Source organism: Legionella lytica, from assembly GCF_044626755.1.
GTDB lineage: Bacteria > Pseudomonadota > Gammaproteobacteria > Legionellales > Legionellaceae > Legionella > Legionella lytica_A.
The window spans coordinates 73,816-94,789 of sequence record NZ_JBGORX010000001.1; the positions used below are offsets into that span (position 1 = coordinate 73,816).

A 20,974-nucleotide genomic window follows, 5' to 3' on the forward strand; every position below is an offset into this window, starting at 1 on the left:
GTACATTGAATAATTTTTATATTAAAAGTAATTTTTACAGCAGAATTCGTAACTTATAAGATGAGCTTTTTACACAGGCGATATTTGGTAGGCTTATTTGGTGTTTGTAAATGTTATCAAGCCAGGGTAATTCAGAAATGGTGATTAGGTAAACCTGGTTGCAGGCAACCAGGTTTTTGTAGGATTATTGTGAAATTAATTTAATCAGATCTGCAACCGCAGTACTTAGGGAAAGTTGTTGGGTTTCACCCGTGGCGCGTGATTTATATTCCACACAATTTTGCTCAATATTGCGGTCACTCACCACTAAGCGATGGGGTATACCAATTAAATCATGGTCAGCAAAGAGGGCGCCTGCACGCTCATTTCGATCATCAAGTAATACTTCAACTCCAGCATTGCTAAGTTGTTGGTACAGAGCTTCGGCCTGGTCTTTAACTGCTTGAGATTTATGTCCATTCAAGGGAATAATTACTACGTGGAAGGGGGCAATATTTTGTGGCCAGATAATCCCTTGTTCATCATGGTGTTGCTCAATTGCTGCAGCAACGACACGAGTGATACCTAAACCATAACAACCCATCATTAGGGTTTCTAATTGACCTTGCTCATTAATTACTGAAGCATTCATTGCTTTGGCATATTTATCGCCTAACTGGAATACATGGCCCACTTCAATACCACGACAAGAGCACAGGGTACCTTGGCCATCTGGGCTTGGATCACCATCTTTCACATTACGTAGGTCATAGGCCTGGTAAACTTCAATATCTTTGTCCCAAGCAGCATGCTGGTAATGTTTGTCCGCCTGATTTGCACCGCAAACAAATTCATCCATCGCAAGCGCCTGGTGATCGGCAATTACTGGAATTGATAAACCAATAGGACCTAATGAACCAATCGGAGCATTTAATGTTTTTAGAATACTTTCTTCATCAATAAGTTGTAATGGTGAGGCAATGAGAGGATGTTTTATGGCTTTTACTTCGTTAAGCTCATCATCGCCACGTAACACTAATGCAACCATAGGATGTTCTTTACCGCGCACAATTAATGTTTTGATCATTTCGCTGTTGGCGATATTTAAGAACTTAGATACTTCAGCAATGGTTTTTTGTTTTGGTGTATCAACCAATGCGATTTTTTGCGTAGTAGGCTGCGTTGATTTGGCAGGTTTTAGACTAATGGCTTGTTCTATATTCGCTGCATAGCTACTTACATCACTATAGAAAATCAAGTCTTCACCAGAATCAGCCAATACTTGGAACTCATGAGATGCAGAACCACCAATAGCCCCGGTATCAGCCTCTACGGCACGATATTTTAGACCCATACGATCAAAAATACGGCAATAAGCCTGATACATATCTTGATAGGTTTTTTGTAAGCTTTCTATGCCTAAGTGGAATGAATAAGCATCTTTCATAATAAATTCACGCGCACGCATTACCCCAAAACGAGGTCTGATTTCATCGCGGAATTTAGTTTGGATTTGATAAAAGTTTGCTGGTAATTGCTTATAAGATTGCAGCTCATTACGCATAATGTCGGTAATTACTTCTTCATGTGTTGGGCCGTAGCAATATTCTCTTTGGTTTGAGTCGGTCATGGTGAGTAACAGTCCCCCAAAGGTTTCCCAACGTCCGGTTTCTTGCCAAAGTTCAGCAGGTTGTACTGACGGCATGAGTACTTCCATGGCATGGGTGCGATTCATTTCTTCACGAACGATCTGTTCTATTTTACGAAGTACCCTAAGTCCTAGAGGCATCCAAGTATAAAGACCTGAGCCTAGTTTACGGATCATCCCTGTTCTCAACATCAATTGATGAGAAACGATTTCAGCATCGTTAGGAGTCTCTTTTAGGGTAACTAAAAACCATTGTGACGCACGCATTTCTGCTCCTGAAAGTAATTTCGTAAATTCAGGCATTATATACCCAAGAAATGCCAAAATACTATTAAAGCAGAGGATTAGGGATGCTGTTTTTCTTGATTTTTAAGGTGAGTTACAGGAGTATTCGTTTTTTGTATTTCGCCTCAATCCAACTCAGTGCTGAGTTTATGGGGATGTCGCGCTTAAAAGGATGTACTATGATAAATTCTTCAATGAGTATTTATTATGCCCCCGTCAATTATCGGACTGTAACCCGTGTTGCAGGCAATACTATTGCTAATGATGGTTTGCTGAAGGCATTAGTTAAATACGGTACTCGTTCTACCTTATCTCCCTATATTGCGCATCCTCACTTTTTTGATGATTTTAAAAATAATTACGAACACAATTCTCCATACAAAACCTTCTCTCCCATTATGCAGGGCGATATCCCAGCCTTGAAACAGTCGAGTCTTTACATGCAGCCGGATGTTCTGATTAACAAGATGGCTTGGTCTAGAGCCTTTATGAGTCCAGATTCATTTAGTATTTGCGGACTAGTACATGCTTTAGCTGGTATGGATACGGCAGAGGAAGTGGCGCAATTAGTTCAAGCACCTTTACATGATTGGGATGCAATAATTTGTACTTCCGTTGCATCCAAGCGCGTTATGGAAAATTTATTTAGCCAATGGTATGACTATCTAAAAATCCGTTATAAAGAATCGTTAAAGAGCAGTTTACAATTACCCGTGCTCCCCTTAGGGATTCATCCTGAAGAGGTTTCGGCTCCAGAACTTCATGATGTACATCGTAACCGGTTTCGTAAACAATACGGTATTGCGCAACAGGATTATGTCGTGCTCTTTGTGGGGCGTTTATTTTTTTATGAAAAAGCACACCCTATTCCGATGTATTTGGCCCTAGAGGCTTTGGCACAACGTATTGGTTCTCAACACCGAGTTCATTTTGTACAAGCAGGGTGGTTTGATAAGGAAGAACATAAAGTCCATTATCAAAAGGCAGCCCAATTATTTTGCCCCTCGGTAAGAGTACACTTTATTAATGATTTGGATACGGAAGCAAAGAAAAAAGCGATTTGGCCTGGCGCGGATGTATTTATGTCTTTATCAGACAATATTCAGGAAAGTTTTGGGGTAACACCTTTAGAAGCTATGGCGAATAAATTACCGGTAATTGTTTCTGATTGGGATGGCTACCGAGATAGCGTTCGGCATGAAGTGGATGGTTTTCTGATTCCTACGGTTTTACCTCCTGCGGGTTGTGGTGTGGATCTAAGCCTGGGGTATTTAACTAAGGGGATTAATTGGTTGACCTATGCAGGATTGACCGCGCAAATGGCTGCCGTAGATGTGGGGGCTTGTGTGAATGCCTTATGGCAGTTGTATGCAAATCCTGAATTAAGACAGCACATGGGAGAGGCCGGATATCGACGGGTTCAGGAACATTTTCATTGGCAAAAAGTATTACCGCGTTATGATGCCTTGTGGGATGAGCTCTCGGCAAGACGTCGGGCAGCGAGCAGCGACGCGAAATCTGCAATCGCAGTTCCTCCGTTGTTAGCGGACCCTTTCCATACGTTTTCTGGGCATGCTAGTAGCGCATTAAGACCTAGTGATTACTTTAAACCAGGCCAGACTTCGATTGTCCAATTAGAACTATTAATAGCCAATCATTTAGGCGGAATGGGGACGCAACAGATTGTCTCCCTTATGTATTTGCAGCAAATTGTTGCTGCTGTTCATCATAAAACAATCAGTACTCAAGAGGTGGTCAGTTTGGTTGCTAGTCGGGATCGAACGATTTCTTCGGGAGTGGTGGTGCGGAGTTTAACGTATTTAATGAAGTATGATTTTATAAGGGTAAAGTGTGAGGAAGAGAGCGTTTAATATTTCGGCTACATACGCTGTCAACCTTAGAAAATCCTAGTTGCTGACACGGTTTCTTGAGCACAACTTGTAACCCCCTGACTACTCTATCTCCTACGTCTCGGGTAGCTTATCCGCGAGACGTAGTCAAAGCTGAGACTAAAATGGTTCCGGGCTATTAGCTATTTGGACATTAGGGGGCAGTATTACTTGCTGTACCATCAGTTCCATTCTGTCCCGCTGCTCCCGGTGTACCGGGTTGTCCGTTGGGTGCTCCATTACCTGTACCTGCTGCACCGCCGGCGCCAACCGTACCCGCGCTCGCCCCAGATGTTGCTGTAAGTGTTTGCTCAAAGGTTGCATTAATGGTTCCGCTATTAGATTCTATACCATAAGCATTACCACCATTACCACCATTACCTGCATCACCACCATCACCACCATTACCACCGGCTGTACCTGGGATGGGGGCATCACCTCCGTCGCCACCTGCGCCTCCATTACCGCCAGCGGCGGCCGCACCTGCACTATAAGAGCCACTTAAAGTGACTCCAGAAGCTGATATGGAGGAGGTATCAATGATTGAAATACCTACAGCACTTCCGCCATTACCCCCATTACCTCCCCTACCGCCATTACCTCCCATACCACTAATGGGAGTGTTGAAAAAGGGTTCAGTTCCTACACTACCTATACCACCTGTACCACCTACCCCTGCATTACCCGCTGTAAGGTTTCCGCTGATGTTTAATGCATTGATGGAAATAGAAGCACCGGAATTTAGTGATAATCCTCCAGCATTTCCACCATTTCCACCATTACCTGAACCACCACCATTCCCCGCTGAGAATATGTCACTAGACAAACCATTCCCACCAGAACCACCTAAATTACCATTGCCGCCAAGTAGGTTAGAAATGGCAACCTGGTTTAGAGTAACTAAACTGCTGTTGTTGATAGCAATACCCCAAGCGTCACCACCACTACCCCCATCAGCACCAAATCCGCCATTAGTGGAGTTACCACTGTTTGGGCCCCCATTACCTCCATTACCACCAAGTCCACCATCACCGCCATGAATGTCAGTTACAGTAACGTTGTTAATCAGCACATTAGATGAGTTACTGATGAAAATACCATAAGCATTAGTCCCATTGTTTCCTGATGTTCCATTAGCTCCGTCAGAACCATTATCCCCATCTGCCCCATTAGCTCCATTAGCCCCATTAGTCCCAGTATAACTATAAATACTGAGGTTATTGAGCGTAACATTCTGTCCTGAAACGATTACACCAGCGTTTTGAGTAGTTCCTGCTCCTGTAATATTGAAGTTAGTAAGCTCATTATTTCCGGGAAGATAGAGGCTACCCACTAAAGTAGGTCGTGCACTTCCGCACAAAGAGGGGACGGTTATATTATTGTAAGTAAAGCTTCCACCAGAACCAATGAGCTTGGTATTTTGTCCGATGTTTAATTGGCCACCTAAATCATAAGTGTAGCTCGAGGTGTTATTGCAATTACATACATAAACATAGTTATTGGTGTTTCCGCCCGCATTGGCTGCGGTGACTGCTTCTTGAATGGTGCCATAAGGTGTTTCAAAGGTTCCATTACCTGAGGTTGATTGACCAGCCACAAAATAAAAGTTTTCTACCGAAGCAAAGGGTACACTGTAGTTACTGGTATAAGTAAATACATCACGACGTCTTACTGAGTAATCAGTCATGCGTTGATCAGCTGTTAAAGGCACAGTACCTGCGGGACTGCCAATGCTCATTCTTACCCCAACGGCAAAGAAATTACCTTGAAAATTATCGTAGGCATCACTTAGGGTGAAGGTAAAATGATTATTATAGCGATATTCAAAACGTCCATAACCCCCATTAACATTCTTGCGATCATTACCCATACCATTACGATAGTATCCTGCAAAACCGCGTAGTTTAGGAATCCATGGGACTACTCGCCCAACTTCGACATCCGCTCCGCCTTCGGCATGTTCATAGGTTGTTGTTTGAATACCTAGTAATTTATTGCCTTGAAAGCTAAATCCCTCGGAACGGGTGCTCACAAACTTATTTCTTCTGCTTGTGGGTTGATATAAATGGGCTCGTCCTTCCCATATGGTTCCAAAGAGTTCTGTACCTAAGGTTAATTGGGTAAACATATTATGGTAATTAGTTTGATAACGTCCCATGAGGGCATAACCACCAACTACATATTCATTGTTGAGGATAATTTGGCGATAGCCAAGTCCTAGATCGCCTCCAGTCACATGATGAGTACCCGCAAATGCGCCATTAATGTAGAACATTTTTTCGGCATCGCCAGAAATAGGAAGAAGCGCATCGTAGTAGTCTTGAAGACCATGACCCCCTTGGATATTTAACGTTTGTCGTGGTTTCCAAGGCCCTCCGAACGCCCACACTGAATTGACAGGAGTTACTGTGGTGGCGATTAGTATGCTGGTTAAGACTAAAGAGGGTACAGGTTTAGATATCTTTCTTCTAGGGTACTGCATCGACAATCCTTGTAAAAATCTAAAATTCTAATACATGTAATTCAGAGGCAAATTTTATAATGCATTTCCACTGATATTGCCAGCTTTTTTATAAAAATGTTTTTTTCTCTTACCTTCTGGGTCGCACTGTACTATGATAACGCGTTTGTAAAAAAATGTGTGAAGGATACACCGATGAAAAAATGGTTATATGTATTTTTATTTATCTATCAAGCCGTAGCGTTTTCAGAAACCGCAGGAAAGGTTTTATTTACTAGCAAAGAAGTCATTGCTAAACGCAATAATCAACAACGTACATTAACGCGTGGAGCTGAATTTTTTGAAGGCGATGTGATTAGTACGAGGAATGGGGCACTTGCTCAACTTCAATACTCCAATGGCACATTAGTCTCATTACAACCTAACTCGGATTATTCTGTAGTTTCCTATCATAAAGCAGCAGCGGTTGGTAATTCTGCCTATTTGGCCAAAGGTGGTTTGGAGTCATCCACAGCAACCTCTGATTCTAAAAGAAAATCTCTTTTGAGCACTCCCCTCGTGGCTTTAGCTATTGCAGGAACCAAGTATCGTGCTGCAATATTTTGTAACACCGCGAAGTGTAAAAAGTTTGCGATTGAGGTTACTGATGGATTAGTGATTGTTGATAACCGTTATCCTCTAGGCCCTGGGCAGCAACAAAGTAGTGCAATTTATAATGCAAGTACCAAGCAAATGACTTATGGACCAATTAATTGGGCAGCAAATGGTTGGGTTGATTTCCCATCATCTCAAGCTGGTAATGGCCCAGACTTTATTGATCCCAGCACTTTAACTCAAGTTGTTAATGCAACAATTACTAATTCTGCGACTCATACGGTGACGACGACAATTCTACCGATTGTAGGTTCAGGCGGATGCCCGTGTTGCTAGTATCGTATTTTTTAAAAATTAATTGGTAAAAGTATTACAGGAATTACGAATGAATGGAGTTATGATGAAAAAGCAGGCGTTATTTATCTCTCTGTTGTTGGCTCAATCTATTGCCACTGCAAATCAACAGCCGGTACAAACGCCTAATATTTCCAGATACAGTGTGAACGGTGTTTATGCCTATAATGATTTTAATTTTAATTCGACTACTCTGACAGGCGGATTTAATCGTTATAAGGGCCATGCGAATTTTTATAGTATTGGCGGCAATAATGTTCGGTTAAATGATTATTTTTCAGCTGGGCTTTTTGCTTATTGGATTAATACCAGCTTGAATTCACAGCTATTTTTACCCGGTTTTTCTTTCTCTAAAACGGCCCAATCCATTACCAATAATAGTATTTATGGACATGTGCTCACGCACATTAAGCCCTCCTTCTTTTTTGATGTAGCTGGAGGCTATGGACAGAATACAGGGCATTTTCGCACCAGCGTAGAATTTCCTGGCCTGGGAACAAATTATGCTAGCGGTAATAATCGGGGCAATAATTGGTTTATCAGTGGGGCTGCTTTATACAGTAAGCAATTGAATAATTTCATTATTAATGCCAATGTAGGTGTATTGCATACGGAAGTAAATCAACGACCTTATAATCTTGATTTTGCTAACGTCGTTGCCACCCAGTTTGTGGATAGACTGAGTACTGATGCAACCTTTCTTTTGGAAAATGCTGAGATAGGCTATCAGGCAACGCCAATGATTCAACCTTTTGTTAATGGTGGCTTATTACAAGTAGCCAACTTCTCTAATAACCAACGGGGTGTACCGGTTGCATTTATAGGACCTGTTCCTGGACTTAATTTAGATAAGAATGGTTATAAAGTTGGTGGTGGAGTGAGTTTCTCTTATAAACAATATGCGCTACGTGTTGAACAGCAGTATTTCAAACGTGGAAGTATTTATAGCAGTAATCAGACTACTGTGTCGCTGACGGCTAATTTTGCCTAAAACAGAACTCAGCGAGCGAAACAAATGCCATCTTTTTGAGGCGTTTACGAGTATCTCTTTCTGAGAGCATTGCGAGTCTAGGCGAAGAACTCCAGAGCGATGTATTGTTAAAACCCAGTACTGAAGGGCTTTACTTAGTTGCAATAACGGTAGTTTTGTGTTTCATTTCAATAAATGATAGAGCTCGTAAACATTTGGGTTTACGATGCCCCTCAAAGTGAGGCATGGTGCCACCTTTTGAGGGGCTGCAGTGGATTACAGATGTTTAAGGGTGTACGTTAGCATCCTTTAATACTTGAGCGATTTTGGATGCTAAATGCGCATTCTTATCCCCATCTAATTGGGCAAGTTCTTTAGCATAATCACTATAGTGTACTTCACCACTTTGAACGTTATAAACAGCACCAACAACAGCAACATCATCTTTTTCAATCATGTCTTGCAGTGCGGGACTACGCTCATAAATATTTTGTAATGTGTTCGCCACATTCAATTCCGTAATATGTTTCACAAAATTGGCATTCTGGCCATTACGATCAGAGGTGGTTTCGGTTTCAGCATTAATTGCGGGCTTTATTTTTGCTAATAATTGGGTGATATGGCCTTGTTCTACGCCATTGCACGCAGATTGAATTGCGCCGCAACGTGTATGACCTAAAACAACAATTAGTTTAACCCCAACCACATTACACGCGTATTCGATACTCGCTAGAACATCATCGTTAACCACATTACCTGCAATACGGACACAGAAAATATCACCAAAAGTCATATCAAAAATAGTCTCTACAGGTACTCGTGAGTCAATACAACCCAATACAATAGCAATTGGATGCTGTTCTTTTGCGGTGTGTTGCACATCAAGATGAGTTAAGCGGTGAATACGCTCATCAGCTAGAAAGCGACTATTTCCTTCATTTAAGATGTTAAGTACTTGCGCTGGCGATAGATAAGATTGCACATCATAAGTAGTAACATTAATAAAGTTAATATAATTATGAATCTTATAATGCTCTTTGAAGCCTGTGAGGTTGGTTGATATTTGTTTTAATGGAGCTTGTTCTTCTTTAAATTCTTTAAGTAGTTCTGAAATTTCTTTATCAATATACTGAGTATAATGAGCATCAATAATTAATTGAGAACCATTGGGAATTGAGTCAAGTTCTGCAATTAAAGTCGATTTATTTAAGAAGGTCACTTGTTGTGGCAATATCAGGCGGCTGGTTATTCCATTAGGGTAAATTTCTTTAATAATATCGATACGCGCTTGGCTATTTGATTTTAAGATGAAAAATAAGCTTACAGCCAGACCGATTAAAATACCTACTAAAAGGTTAAATACAATAATACCAATTACGGTCACGATAAAAGGAACAAAGCGATCGATACCTTGGGCGTAGATTGAACGATAAATAGCAGGTTTATTTAATTTATATCCGGTATAAATAAGAATAGCGGCTAATGAGGATAGGGGGATCTTGTTAAGTGTTCCCGGGATTAACATCACGGCAAAAAGAATAAATAATCCATGTAAAATGATGGAAACTTTAGTTCTTGAACCTGCCTGGATGTTAATAGAGGTTCGTACAATCACTGAAGTAATGGGGATTCCACCGACGAGCCCCGCAGTCAAGTTACCAACACCTTGGGCGACCAATTCACGGTTAGCGGATGAATGGCGTTTTTGTTTATCTAGACGTTCCCCTGCTTTAATGTTTAGTAAGGTTTCAAGGGATGCCACAATAGCAATAATAACTGCGTAAAAATAGACTTTCGCATTACTCAAAGCTGCCCAGTTTGGATGTATTAATTTACTAATAAAATCTGAGACACTTTCACTATGGGGGATATTAACTAATTGAGGGGTATCTTGTATTAATTCTGAATCAGCCCACATATAGAGTTCGTTTAAAAGCACACCCAGAATCACTACGATGATGGGCGCGGGTATTTCCTTGAGTACTTTATTTTTGGTTTTATCAAAATAAATTAAAATGGCTAAAGAAATGAGGGTAATTATCATTGCCCCATTATTTAGATGATTATAAAGCGCGAGCAGAGGACTTAAGGTAATAACATCGGTAGTTTCCATTAAGTGTGTTTTTAGCTCGTTAAAATCACTTGCATGTGTAAAGGCCAGAGGTAATTCTTTAATAATCAATAGGATACCGATTGCACACAGTAAACCTTGAACGACGTTAGAGGGAACATAATCAGCCACAAAGCCCGCTTTTAGAATACCAATAATGACTTGCAGCATACCCGCAAGTACGAGAGCAACCAGGAAGGAATTGAAGTCTCCTATCTGGGCGACGGCGGTGACTACAACGGCAGCCATTCCGGCGGCGGGACCACTCACGCTGACCTGAGAGCCACTTAATATACCGACAACGACTCCTCCAATAATACCACTTATAATTCCCGAAAATAGTGGGGCTCCGGACGCGAGCGCGATTCCTAAACACAGTGGGATTGCCACCAGAAATACGACTATTCCTGCGACTAGATCAAACTTTAAATAGCGTTTGCCGTAGATTCGAAACTTACGTATATCAAACATCGTTTCTGCTTGCATGAATAGTATCCTATATTAAAAATTATTTATCTGATCTTGCCTTAATCCGCTTATTTTATAAGCCCAGTAATTTTAGACTAAAGTGTAAGCTATTGAAACACAAATGTTACAGAAATGTAACTATTATGTAACGATTTTGTAAAGATTGATTCTTGATTGTTCCTTCTCTTCAAAATGAATTCAATGCGTGATAGTGCGAGGATTTTACTGGGTACATTGAGGCCATTTATATTTGGGGAAGTTTAATTGATCGGAGTAAGTTGAAAACCTGATTGCGAGCAACCAGGCTAAAGGAGAATAAAATAGACAGTGTTTTGCTTAAGATTCTTCAGAGGTTTCAAATTCTTCAGTAGAAAAAAGTTCGTCTGATTCGTTTCTATTTTCAGTAATCAATTCATGCTCTAGGTTTTTAAAGTTCCACATGCTTTGATCCATGAGCTGACTTGGTTTAATACTTTGTAATGCATGCAACATATTGCTTGGAACTTTAGGGTTTTCTTCTGCAAGTTGATCAATTAAACGCGCTACCTTCTTGCGCATTAAATTTTCTTGCGAGCCACAAAGATTGCAAGGAATAATTGGGAAGGCTTGTTCATTAGCAAAGGTAATAATATCTTTTTCTTGTACATAGCTTAATGGACGTATGACGATATGTTTTTTATTATCGCTCAGTAGTTTTGGCGGCATAGAGCGAACGTCACCATTATATAAGATAGACATCATCAGCGTGCGGATTAAATCATCGCGATGATGGCCCAAAGCGATTTTGTTATAGCCATTTTCTTCGGCATAACGGTAAATAATACCGCGACGTAAGCGAGAACATAAAGAACAATAGGTTTTTCCCTCGGGAACTTTTTCTTTCACAATGCTGTAGGTATCACGTGTCAATATTTCATGTTTGATTGAGCGATCAGCGAGCCATTGACGCAGTGTTGAATCATCCCACCCCGGCTGTGCTTGATCCAAAGTAAATGAAAACAGTTCAAATTTATTTCCTGAACGACGACGTAGTTGATCAAGAATAGTTAACAACGTGAAGGAATCCTTGCCTCCGGATAAACAGACCATGACGCGGTCACCGCGCTGGATCATATTAAAATCTGCAATGGCCTTGCCAGTGTAATGCAGTAGTTTTTTTTCAACTTGAGACGGATTGGACATGATAAAACCTTGTTATTTGCTTTTCTTACTGGCGATATGAGTATTAATGCGCATCGTTGCCAGCCATGAATTGACGAGTTGCAGGTCATTAACATTTAATGAACCGGCAAAGTATTTTAAAGTCAAAACAGAATTAATCAAGTTGTATTGATCATTAGCTAATTGCTGTTGAGCTTCGAACAAACGTTGTTGTGCGTTTACTACATCAACCATGGTACGCGTACCCACTTCAAATTGGGCTTCGGTACTTTCTAATGAATTTTGCTGCGAGATAATGGTTTGTCTATCCGCTTTTACTTTGCTAATTCCATCAATGATCGTATTAAATGCAATACGACTATTTACGACCACGTTGCGATAAGCTTGTTCCATTTGCTCGCTACTTCCTTGGAAATTATGCTGAGCTTCACGTGTTTGCGAACGCACCAAACCACCTTGGAATACAGGGAAGTTTAAGGCTAAGGCTACATTCGCTTGTTTCTGGTTTTTGGGAAGCAGGGGATTATTATCAGCATTAGTTACCTGATTAAAGGTTTGAGTACTGTTTCCCTGAAGTGCAATGGTAGGCCAGTTACCCGCTGAAAGCGCTTTGACGTTTTCGCGTGCTACTTCCAGATTATATTTAGCGGCAAACAATTTATAATTTTGATTTAAACCGGTGTCGACCCAAACATTAACGTTATTCGGTTCAGGTTTTATCAGAGGGATTTTGCCATCACGCAGAGGCGCTAAGGCTTCATAAACGTGATTAGTTAGTTTTCTTAAATTCTCATACTGGTTTATTTTATTATTCCGAGAAGCAATAACTGTAGCTACCGATTGATCATAAGCAGCTTTAGCTTCATAAACCGAGGTAATTGCATCCAGACCCACTTGAAAACGTTGCTGTGCTTGATCGTATTGACGTTTATTGGCTCTTTTTTTCGCTTCGGCAAACTCTAACGTGTCTTGCGCATACAGCACATCAAAATAGGCTTTTGCTGTTCTGAGAATTAAATCTTGGGCTGAATCGTTAAATGTAGCTTGTGCGGCTTTAACATAGGCTTTGGCTTGGCGCACTTTAGCCCAGGATTCATAATTGAATAAGGCTTGCGATGCGGTTACTTGCCAAACTGCTGAATTGTAATATTGGGCAGTAGCTCCAAATGCTGCAGAATTATATTCAAAATAATTACGGTTTCCCTGGCCGGAAAGGGTGAGTTGTGGAAGCAATGCAGCTCTTGCTTGAGGAACTGCTTCTGCATTGGCCATGTACGTATCATAGGCGTTCTTGAAAATTGGATCATTTGCAAGAGCCTGTTGATAAACATCCATTAAGTCTGTTGCATAAGCAGATGAAGACAGTCCCATGGTTATGAGAGAGCAGAACAGCAGCTTTTTCATTATAAGATTCACCCTAAAAATACAGAGTCCGTCTTCCTGCGGCTTTGTGTTGAATAATTGTTTCTGATCACCCACTGCCATAAGCTAAAATTTATTGCCATTCCTACAATAGGTTCGACAATAACTTAACTCAATGGCAGCACTAATTCTTGATTTAGAATGTAAATTCTTTTGGCTTGAGCTTATCAATTAATGATGGAATTCCAGTTTCCAAAATTACTGATTTTTGCCAATTTCCTTGGTGATCTAATTGATATAACATGCCTTTCATTACAGGCATTTTTCCTTCAATAGCAAATAATTTTCCGCCTGGTAATACTTGCAGCATATGGGTTTCAGTGAGCTTTTCCAGAGCACCAGTAAAGATAACAATATCGTAAGGTGCTTTTTCTAACCAACCTTGACAGGCATCGCCAGTAATTAATTCTACATTGTCACATTGGTGTGTTTTTAATTTACGCGCTGCATTGGCAGTGAATTCAGAATAGTAGTCTACACTAATTACTTGCTTGCATAATTTGCTTAGCAAGGCAGTAAAAAAACCACTCCCAGTGCCCACTTCGAGAACAGTTTCAGTACCTTTAAGCTCTAAAGCCTGAAGAATGACTCCCTCTTCTAAAGGGGTAAGCATACGCTGACCATGTCCTAGAGGAATTTGCATATCTGAATAGGCAAACTGAGTATATTGCTCAGGGACGAATTCATGTCTTGGTATTAAATCATACAAGCTCAGAATTGACTCTTCTAAAACATCACCAGTTCGTAACTGTTGTTTAACCATGTTCGTGCGTGCGTGTTGATAACTCATTTGCTCTACCGTATTCATTGTGTTTAATGGGTTAAAACTCTGCGACCATCTTAGCAAAAAATTAGCTTATGTGCTAAGAAATAATGTCCGAATCCTTAATTTCGTGGTGACTGTGGTTAAAGTTTGTTATGATCCGCAAATTTATCGTAATTCACTTCGAAAAAGCAAATGTATTCTTTGTTTGAGGCGGAGCGATGCAACTGTTGTTTCTAAGTTAATGTATAGGAGAGAACCGTGCTTGACCAATTTAGCGATTTTTTGCAAGGCGAATTAGAACAGCTGAAAAGTGAAGGACTCTACAAATCAGAGCGTATCATCGATAGCCAACAACAGGCTGATGTGACCGTAAATCATAAAGAAGTAATTAACCTTTGTGCGAACAACTATTTAGGTTTAGCCAATGACCCTCAATTGATTGCCGAAGGGCAAAAAGCCCTCCAGCAATACGGTTATGGCATGGCTTCAGTACGGTTCATTTGTGGAACACAAACGCCACACAAACAACTAGAACAAAAAATCAGTCAGTTTTTAGGCAAAGAAGATACTATATTATATTCTTCTTGTTTTGATGCGAATACGGGGCTTTTTGAAACCTTATTAGGTGAGGAAGATGCGATCATTAGTGATGCCTTGAACCATGCCAGCATTATTGATGGGGTCCGTTTGTGTAAAGCAGCGCGTTATCGTTATGCAAATAATGACATGAAGGCCTTGGAAGAGCAGCTTATTGCCGCAAAAGGCGCGCGTTTTCGTTTGATTGCTACTGATGGCGTGTTTTCTATGGATGGTATTCTTGCCAACCTACCCGCTATTTGTGATTTAGCAGATAAATATGATGCGATGGTTATGGTAGATGATTCGCATGCTGTTGGTTTTATGGGGAAAACAGGTCGTGGTACTCCTGAGCATTTTGGCGTTAGTGAGCGCATTGATATTATTACTGGTACCTTAGGCAAAGCTTTAGGCGGCGCTTCTGGTGGATATACTTCCGCAAATGCAACGGTTGTTGATTGGTTGCGTCAGCGTTCCAGACCTTATTTATTTTCTAATACTCTGGCGCCAGTAATTGCACATACATCGTGTGTGGTTTTAGATAATTTAATGAAAGACAGTCATTTATCAGAAAAGTTAAAGCGTAACAGTCAATATTTCCGTGAAGGAATGTCAAAGTTAGGCTTTGAGTTAATACCTGGTGAGCATGCCATTATTCCTGTGATGTTAGGGGATGCGAGTTTGGCCGGACGTATGGCCAATCGCCTGTTGGAATTAGGTATTTATGTAGTTGGTTTTTCTTATCCAGTGGTACCTAAAGGTTTAGCACGTATTCGTACGCAAATGTCTGCAGCACATGAGTTGCACCATTTAGATAAAGCTATTGCTGCATTTGAAACAGTAGGTAAAGAGTTTTCGGTTATATAAATAGGGACATAATATTGGAGCGTCTTCGCGCCATAGCGACTGAAGAATAATTCACTATTTTGAGGTAATTAAATGAAATCATTAGTTAAAGCGAAACGAGAGCCTGGAATTTGGATGGAAGAGGTAGCCGTCCCCGAATACGGCGTTAATGATGTTTTAATTAAAATTAGAAAAACAGCGATTTGCGGCACTGATATTCATATTTATTCTTGGGATGATTGGGCACAAGCGACTATTCCTGTACCTATGACGGTCGGCCATGAATTTGTGGGCGAGATCGTAGCTTTAGGTCAAGAGGTTCAAGGTTTGAGTGTAGGGCAACGTGTTTCTGGTGAAGGGCATATTACTTGTGGTTATTGCCGTAATTGCCGTGCAGGAAAACGACACTTATGTCGCAACACTTTAGGTGTGGGGGTAAACCGTCCTGGGTGTTTTGCTGAATATTTAGCATTGCCTGCATCGAATGTTATTGTTCTTCCTGACAATATTACTGACGATCAAGCATCGATTTTTGACCCATTTGGTAATGCCGCTCATTGTGCTTTATCTTTTGATGTTGTGGGTGAGGATGTTTTAATTACTGGGGCAGGTCCTATTGGCATTATGGCTGCGGCAATTGTTCGCCATATTGGTGCACGCCATGTTGTGATTACCGATGTGAATGATTACCGCCTGGACTTAGCGCGTAAAATGGGGGTTACCCGTGCGGTCAACGTTAAGTATGAAAAACTTTCTGATGTGGTCGCAGAACTCGGCATGAACGAAGGTTTTGACGTGGGTTTGGAAATGTCAGGTAACCCTTTAGCCTTAAATGAAATGATGAAAGCCATGACTCATGGTGGTCATGTTGCAATGTTAGGTATTCCACCTCAAGAAACCCCAATTGACTGGAACCAGGTAATTTTTAAAGGGTTAGTTATTAAAGGTATCTATGGTCGCGAAATGTTTGAAACCTGGTATAAAATGATCGCCATGTTACAAAGTGGATTAGATATTTCACCCGTAACCACGCATCATTTCCCTGTAGATGACTACCAAAATGCATTCCAAATTATGGCATCAGGTCAATCTGGAAAAGTTATTTTAGACTGGACCTAATTTTTATAGAGTTAAGTAAAGCGGAGTTTTTATGTCACAATATATTTTTACCATGAACCGTGTCAGCAAAATTGTTGAAAATCAGCGGTTTATTTTAAAGGATATTTCATTAAGTTTTTTCCCTGGGGCAAAGATTGGCGTACTGGGTCTGAACGGTTCAGGTAAGTCAACGCTGTTACGTATTATGGCGGGAGTTGATACCCAGTTTGAAGGTGAGGCAAGACCACAACCAGGGATTAAAATTGGATACCTAGAGCAAGAACCACAGCTCGATTTAGATAAAACGGTTCGCGACATTGTGGAAGAGGGCGTATCTGAAATGAAGCAGCATTTAGTGCGCTTCGATGAAATCAGCATGCGTTTTGCTGAGCCAATGAGCGACGATGAAATGAATGAGTTACTGGCTGAACAGGGCGAGTTACAAAACGTCATTGAAGCGGGTGGTGGCTGGGACTTAGATAGAAAGCTCGACATTGCAGCTGATGCATTAAGACTACCCGAATGGGATGCGGTTGTGCGCAATCTGTCTGGGGGAGAGCGTCGTCGTGTTGCTTTATGCCGTTTATTACTTTCCAACCCAGATATGTTACTTCTTGATGAGCCAACCAACCATTTGGATGCCGAGTCAGTAGCTTGGTTAGAGCATTATTTAGAAGGCTTCCCTGGAACTGTGGTTGCGATTACGCATGATAGATATTTCTTGGATAATGCAGCTGAGTGGATCTTGGAATTAGACCGTGGCGAAGGCTTTCCTTACAAAGGCAATTACACGGCATGGCTAGAGCAAAAAGAAGCTCGTTTAGAGATGGAAAAGAAACAGGAAGATTCACACCAACGAACCATTAAGTCTGAGTTAGAGTGGGTGCGTACTTCTCCGAAAGGGCGTCATGCCAAGAATAAAGCCCGCTTACAACGTTTTGAAGAAATGAACTCTAAAGAGTTCCAAAAACGTAATGAAACCAATGAAATTTATATTCCCCCCGGTGAGCGGTTAGGTGATTTAGTATTCGAAGCTGAGCAAATTACTAAAGCATTTGGTGATCGACTCTTAATGGATAAGTTTGACTTTAAATTACCCAAGGGCGGCGTTTTGGGCATTATTGGTCCAAATGGTGCGGGTAAGTCAACATTTTTGAAAATGATTACTGGTCAGGAGCAACCTGATAGCGGTACTATTCGTATTGGTGAGACAGTGCAGCTGGCTTATGTGGACCAGCTTCGCGATGAATTAGATCCGAATAAATCCGTTTGGGAAGAAATTTCTGATGGCCACGATATTATGCAAGTGGGCAGTTTCCAAATGCCTTCGCGTGCTTATGTCGGGCGCTTTAACTTTAAAGGCACTGATCAGCAAAAGAAAATGTCCCAACTTTCTGGGGGAGAACGCAACCGTGTGCATTTAGCAAAATTGCTAAAGAGTGGTTGTAACGTATTACTACTTGACGAACCCAGTAACGATTTGGATGTTGAAACCTTACGCGCGCTGGAAGAGGCTTTGTTAAACTTCCCAGGTTGTGCTGTGATCATTTCGCATGATAGATGGTTCCTTGATCGAGTTTGTACCCATTTCATGGCGTTCGAAGGAGATTCACAAGTCGTCTTTATTGAAGGAAACTACAGTGACTATGAAGCAGATAGAAAACGCCGTTTAGGTGATGCTGCTAATAGACCTTCGCGAATTAAATACAGAAAGTTAGACGCTTAAAGGCATTTTGATTGCTGTTAAGTGAATAAGATGTTAACTCTATTCGACTTCCCCGCGGTTTATCCGCGGAACATCGAATAGAGTTCTGAAACAAGCCTTAGCGCCACGCTGGGGTTAATTGATGTAAGTTAATCCTTCCTGAGCAGGGAAGGGCATTTATTTTTTGGAGAAAATATCTAAATGAAGAAGTTATTTTGGGCAGGTTTGCTGTTATGCCTTGGGTTAACATCCTGCGTAGAGTTAGATGAATCTACTTTAATTACTGATGATGCAGGTTATGTGCACCGAACCATTCATTACACCAAAGACAGACGTGGCCGTAGCTATTTTCCAATGAAAATTAAAGCAACTGGTGAAAAGCGTTTTGTGTTCGATCCTAAAGCATCTGCTTGGGCGGCTTATGATGAAGACGGTAACCGTTTATTAACTGGAGCGGGTTCTGCTGGGGTTGATACATGTGAAGAAAACTCAAGTCAGTCCTGCCGAACAGTAACCGGTGTGTTCCGTGTTTATAACAAACAAGGTCTTAATTGTCGTTCAGGAGAATATCCGGTAGATACACGTGGCGGCGCTAAAATGCCTTACTGCATGTATTTCTATCAAGGATTCACCATCCATGCAGCCTATGATGTTCCAGAACGTCCATCAAGCCATGGTTGTGTACGCGTGTTCCCAAGTGCGGCAAAATGGTTAAATGAAAACTTTATGAAGATTGGTACTAAAGTCATCATCTTAGCTTACTCAGATCAAAATGGTGTGAATCGTTCACAACCGCGTTCATTTTAAATAAAGAACCTTGCGCTTCGCTAATACGGACTACGTTGAAGAACGTAGCCCGTATTAGGCGCAGTCGTAATACGGGAGCGCAGCGGTACTAGACCTGATTAATGGGGCTTACCTATAACAGGCTGGTTTTGCGGAGCATTAGGAGTATTCTCAGCCGGTGGGCGAGTATCAAGGTTTGTATTTTCCGGATTATTTATCAGCACAGGCTTTTTCGTAGTCACTGTACCACGGGGAGTCGCAATCATTTGGGTAATTCCCAGATCGCCCGTAGGTTTACGATTCACTGTTAAATCAACGCTCAACAATTGACTAACCTTTTCTTTCTCATTCTGATATACCACTACTAAAGGCAAAGTGACCTTCCACTGGTTATCTTTTGCAGCAGTAATAAACCCTTGTCCATCAATATGACTGCTGACTGTTAAACTTTGTGATTTAATCGCCTCGAGATTGCCTGACTTTTGCAAAGCAGTACTAAAACCAGTCCAACCTTGTTCAGTAAAACAAACTTGTAATTTTTGCATCTGCGCATCTAAAGTATTTGGATCAAAGCTAAATGATTGGATTACTGCTTTTTCCGACCAGGCTAAAACCACAGATTGTTCAACACTTTTTACTTGCGCAGGAATTTTATAATTACAATCAATGACCGCACTTGGGGTTGGGGCTGGTGTTATCGGAGCTGCAGGCGCTGCTGGAACAGCACTAGATGCTGGTTGGGGGGCTGCAGCTGGAGTTGCTGGTGGTGTTGGATCCGCAGCATATACTTGAGTGCTGATTAGAGTAGCTAAAGCACTCCATAGTATGGTTTTCTTCATGAAATAACTCCTTTAAATTGTGTGCAGCAATTCTGCGATAATAAGCGCTGCCAGTCTGGCCGTTTTTTGATCCTGATCTAAAGGCGGCGAAAGCTCTGCAATGTCTAAGCTGACTACTTTGCCACTTTGCATGATGTATTTCAAGAGTGGCAAGATTTGCCAAGGGGTTAACCCTAATGGCTGTGGAGCACTCACTCCAGGGGCAAAACATTCAGCTAAAACATCAAGACATATAGTTAAATAAATATGGTCCAAATTTAGCATGAAATCATCAAGAAAAGCCAAATGCCAGGCAAGACTTTTCTCATAAATGTCTTCCGCCGTTAAATAGCGTACATTTAATTCTGCGGCCCGACGAAACAAGGAAGGCGTATTACCCATCTGCTGTATGCCCAGACAACAATAATCAAATTTACGCCGGTTTTCTTCACACCAGGCGGCAATTTGTGAGAAAGGAGTTCCTGAGGTTCCAACCTGCTCCTTGGGGTATGGGCGCAGATCAAAATGTGCATCAAAATTAATAATCCCTAACCGCGTATAATTAGCCGCTAGGCCTTGATGATGTGCCCAGGCAATTTCATGGCCTCCACCTAAAGCAATCGTTTGGTGTCCCTGTTGATGGCAAAAATTAATCAAACTAGCAAATTGGTTTTGAGCTAATTCAAGCTCATCCTGTTCACAGACAATATTTCCCAAGTCGACATACACTTTGTTATTAGAGCAGGGGAGTTTAGCCAATTGAGTTTTTATTTGGTCAGGGCCCAGCTTTGCCCCAGGCCTACCTAGGTTACGTCGCACACCAGCATCGCTAGCAAAACCAACAAAAACGGTTTTTTTCTCTTTACTTATTAAATCGGTTTGCTGGGTGGGAAAGGTTATTTTTTGAAAAAAACGCTCTGCATTAGGAGTATCTTTTCTACCCTGCCATAAAAGCGGATCGGCATGCCGATAATTGGACAGATTTTCAAACATTAAATTCTCCCTCCATTAGCTACATCTATTGAAAGTTATTGATTC

15 protein-coding genes are annotated in these 20,974 nt (G+C 41.2%); 7 read left to right on the forward strand and 8 right to left on the reverse strand.

The window, feature by feature from the left end; genetic code table 11:
* Nucleotides 1-184: 184 nt before the first annotated feature.
* A complete protein-coding gene (locus ACD661_RS00295; RefSeq protein WP_400187195.1) occupies nt 185-1,894 on the reverse strand; it encodes a proline--tRNA ligase in 1,710 nt (569 codons plus the stop codon).
* A 197-nt stretch (nt 1,895-2,091) separates the two neighbouring features.
* Here ACD661_RS00295 and ACD661_RS00300 point away from each other — a divergent pair, with 197 nt between their 5' ends.
* On the forward strand, nt 2,092-3,783 hold the full coding sequence (locus ACD661_RS00300) for a glycosyltransferase family 4 protein (RefSeq protein ID WP_400185461.1): 1,692 nt from the start codon (nt 2,092-2,094) through the stop codon (nt 3,781-3,783).
* A 172-nt stretch (nt 3,784-3,955) separates the two neighbouring features.
* On the opposite strand, the gene ACD661_RS00305 is transcribed toward ACD661_RS00300, so the two are convergent.
* Nucleotides 3,956-6,283 carry an inverse autotransporter beta domain-containing protein gene (locus ACD661_RS00305; protein ID WP_400185462.1) on the reverse strand — a complete coding sequence of 776 codons (2,328 nt, stop codon included), beginning with the start codon at nt 6,281-6,283 and terminating at the stop codon, nt 3,956-3,958.
* Nucleotides 6,284-6,457: 174 nt separating this feature from the next.
* Here ACD661_RS00305 and ACD661_RS00310 point away from each other — a divergent pair, with 174 nt between their 5' ends.
* Entirely contained in the window at nt 6,458-7,192 is a 735-nt protein-coding gene (locus ACD661_RS00310; protein ID WP_400185464.1) for a FecR family protein, read from the forward strand.
* A 49-nt stretch (nt 7,193-7,241) separates the two neighbouring features.
* On the forward strand, nt 7,242-8,201 hold the full coding sequence (locus ACD661_RS00315) for an autotransporter outer membrane beta-barrel domain-containing protein (RefSeq protein ID WP_400185465.1): 960 nt from the start codon (nt 7,242-7,244) through the stop codon (nt 8,199-8,201).
* Between the two features lie 265 nt (nt 8,202-8,466).
* On the opposite strand, the gene ACD661_RS00320 is transcribed toward ACD661_RS00315, so the two are convergent.
* From ACD661_RS00320 to ACD661_RS00335, 4 genes are all read right to left on the reverse strand, one after another.
* Nucleotides 8,467-10,776 (reverse strand): bifunctional SulP family inorganic anion transporter/carbonic anhydrase, encoded by a 2,310-nt coding sequence (locus ACD661_RS00320; RefSeq protein ID WP_400185466.1) that lies wholly within the window; start codon nt 10,774-10,776, stop codon nt 8,467-8,469.
* A 318-nt stretch (nt 10,777-11,094) separates the two neighbouring features.
* Nucleotides 11,095-11,940 (reverse strand): tRNA 2-thiocytidine(32) synthetase TtcA, encoded by an 846-nt coding sequence (ttcA, locus tag ACD661_RS00325; protein WP_400185467.1) that lies wholly within the window; start codon nt 11,938-11,940, stop codon nt 11,095-11,097.
* A gap of 12 nt (nt 11,941-11,952) precedes the next feature.
* On the reverse strand, nt 11,953-13,323 hold the full coding sequence (locus tag ACD661_RS00330; RefSeq protein ID WP_400185468.1) for a TolC family outer membrane protein: 1,371 nt from the start codon (nt 13,321-13,323) through the stop codon (nt 11,953-11,955).
* A 154-nt stretch (nt 13,324-13,477) separates the two neighbouring features.
* A complete protein-coding gene (locus ACD661_RS00335) occupies nt 13,478-14,131 on the reverse strand; it encodes a protein-L-isoaspartate O-methyltransferase family protein (protein WP_400185470.1) in 654 nt (217 codons plus the stop codon).
* A gap of 234 nt (nt 14,132-14,365) precedes the next feature.
* Between ACD661_RS00335 and ACD661_RS00340 the strand changes: the two genes are divergently transcribed.
* The 4 genes from ACD661_RS00340 (at nt 14,366) to ACD661_RS00355 (ending at nt 19,139) form a co-directional block, all read left to right on the forward strand.
* Nucleotides 14,366-15,550: a glycine C-acetyltransferase gene (locus ACD661_RS00340; protein WP_400185471.1), complete on the forward strand. Its 1,185-nt coding sequence runs from the start codon at nt 14,366-14,368 to the stop codon at nt 15,548-15,550.
* Between the two features lie 72 nt (nt 15,551-15,622).
* Nucleotides 15,623-16,648, forward strand: a complete 1,026-nt coding sequence (tdh, locus tag ACD661_RS00345; protein WP_400185473.1) for an L-threonine 3-dehydrogenase — start codon at nt 15,623-15,625, stop codon at nt 16,646-16,648.
* A gap of 31 nt (nt 16,649-16,679) precedes the next feature.
* Nucleotides 16,680-18,353 carry an energy-dependent translational throttle protein EttA gene (gene ettA / locus ACD661_RS00350; RefSeq protein WP_400185474.1) on the forward strand — a complete coding sequence of 558 codons (1,674 nt, stop codon included), beginning with the start codon at nt 16,680-16,682 and terminating at the stop codon, nt 18,351-18,353.
* A 180-nt stretch (nt 18,354-18,533) separates the two neighbouring features.
* Nucleotides 18,534-19,139 carry a L,D-transpeptidase gene (locus ACD661_RS00355; RefSeq protein WP_400185476.1) on the forward strand — a complete coding sequence of 202 codons (606 nt, stop codon included), beginning with the start codon at nt 18,534-18,536 and terminating at the stop codon, nt 19,137-19,139.
* Nucleotides 19,140-19,237: 98 nt separating this feature from the next.
* Here ACD661_RS00355 and ACD661_RS00360 read toward each other — a convergent pair whose 3' ends face one another.
* The gene (locus ACD661_RS00360) at nt 19,238-19,957 is read right to left on the reverse strand and encodes a DotI/IcmL family type IV secretion protein (protein ID WP_400185478.1); all 720 of its coding nucleotides are present in this window, start codon (nt 19,955-19,957) and stop codon (nt 19,238-19,240) included.
* Nucleotides 19,958-19,969: 12 nt separating this feature from the next.
* Complete coding sequence (gene hutG, locus ACD661_RS00365) at nt 19,970-20,929, reverse strand: formimidoylglutamase (protein ID WP_400185479.1); 960 nt, start codon at nt 20,927-20,929, stop codon at nt 19,970-19,972.
* Between the last annotated feature and the right edge of the window lie 45 nt (nt 20,930-20,974).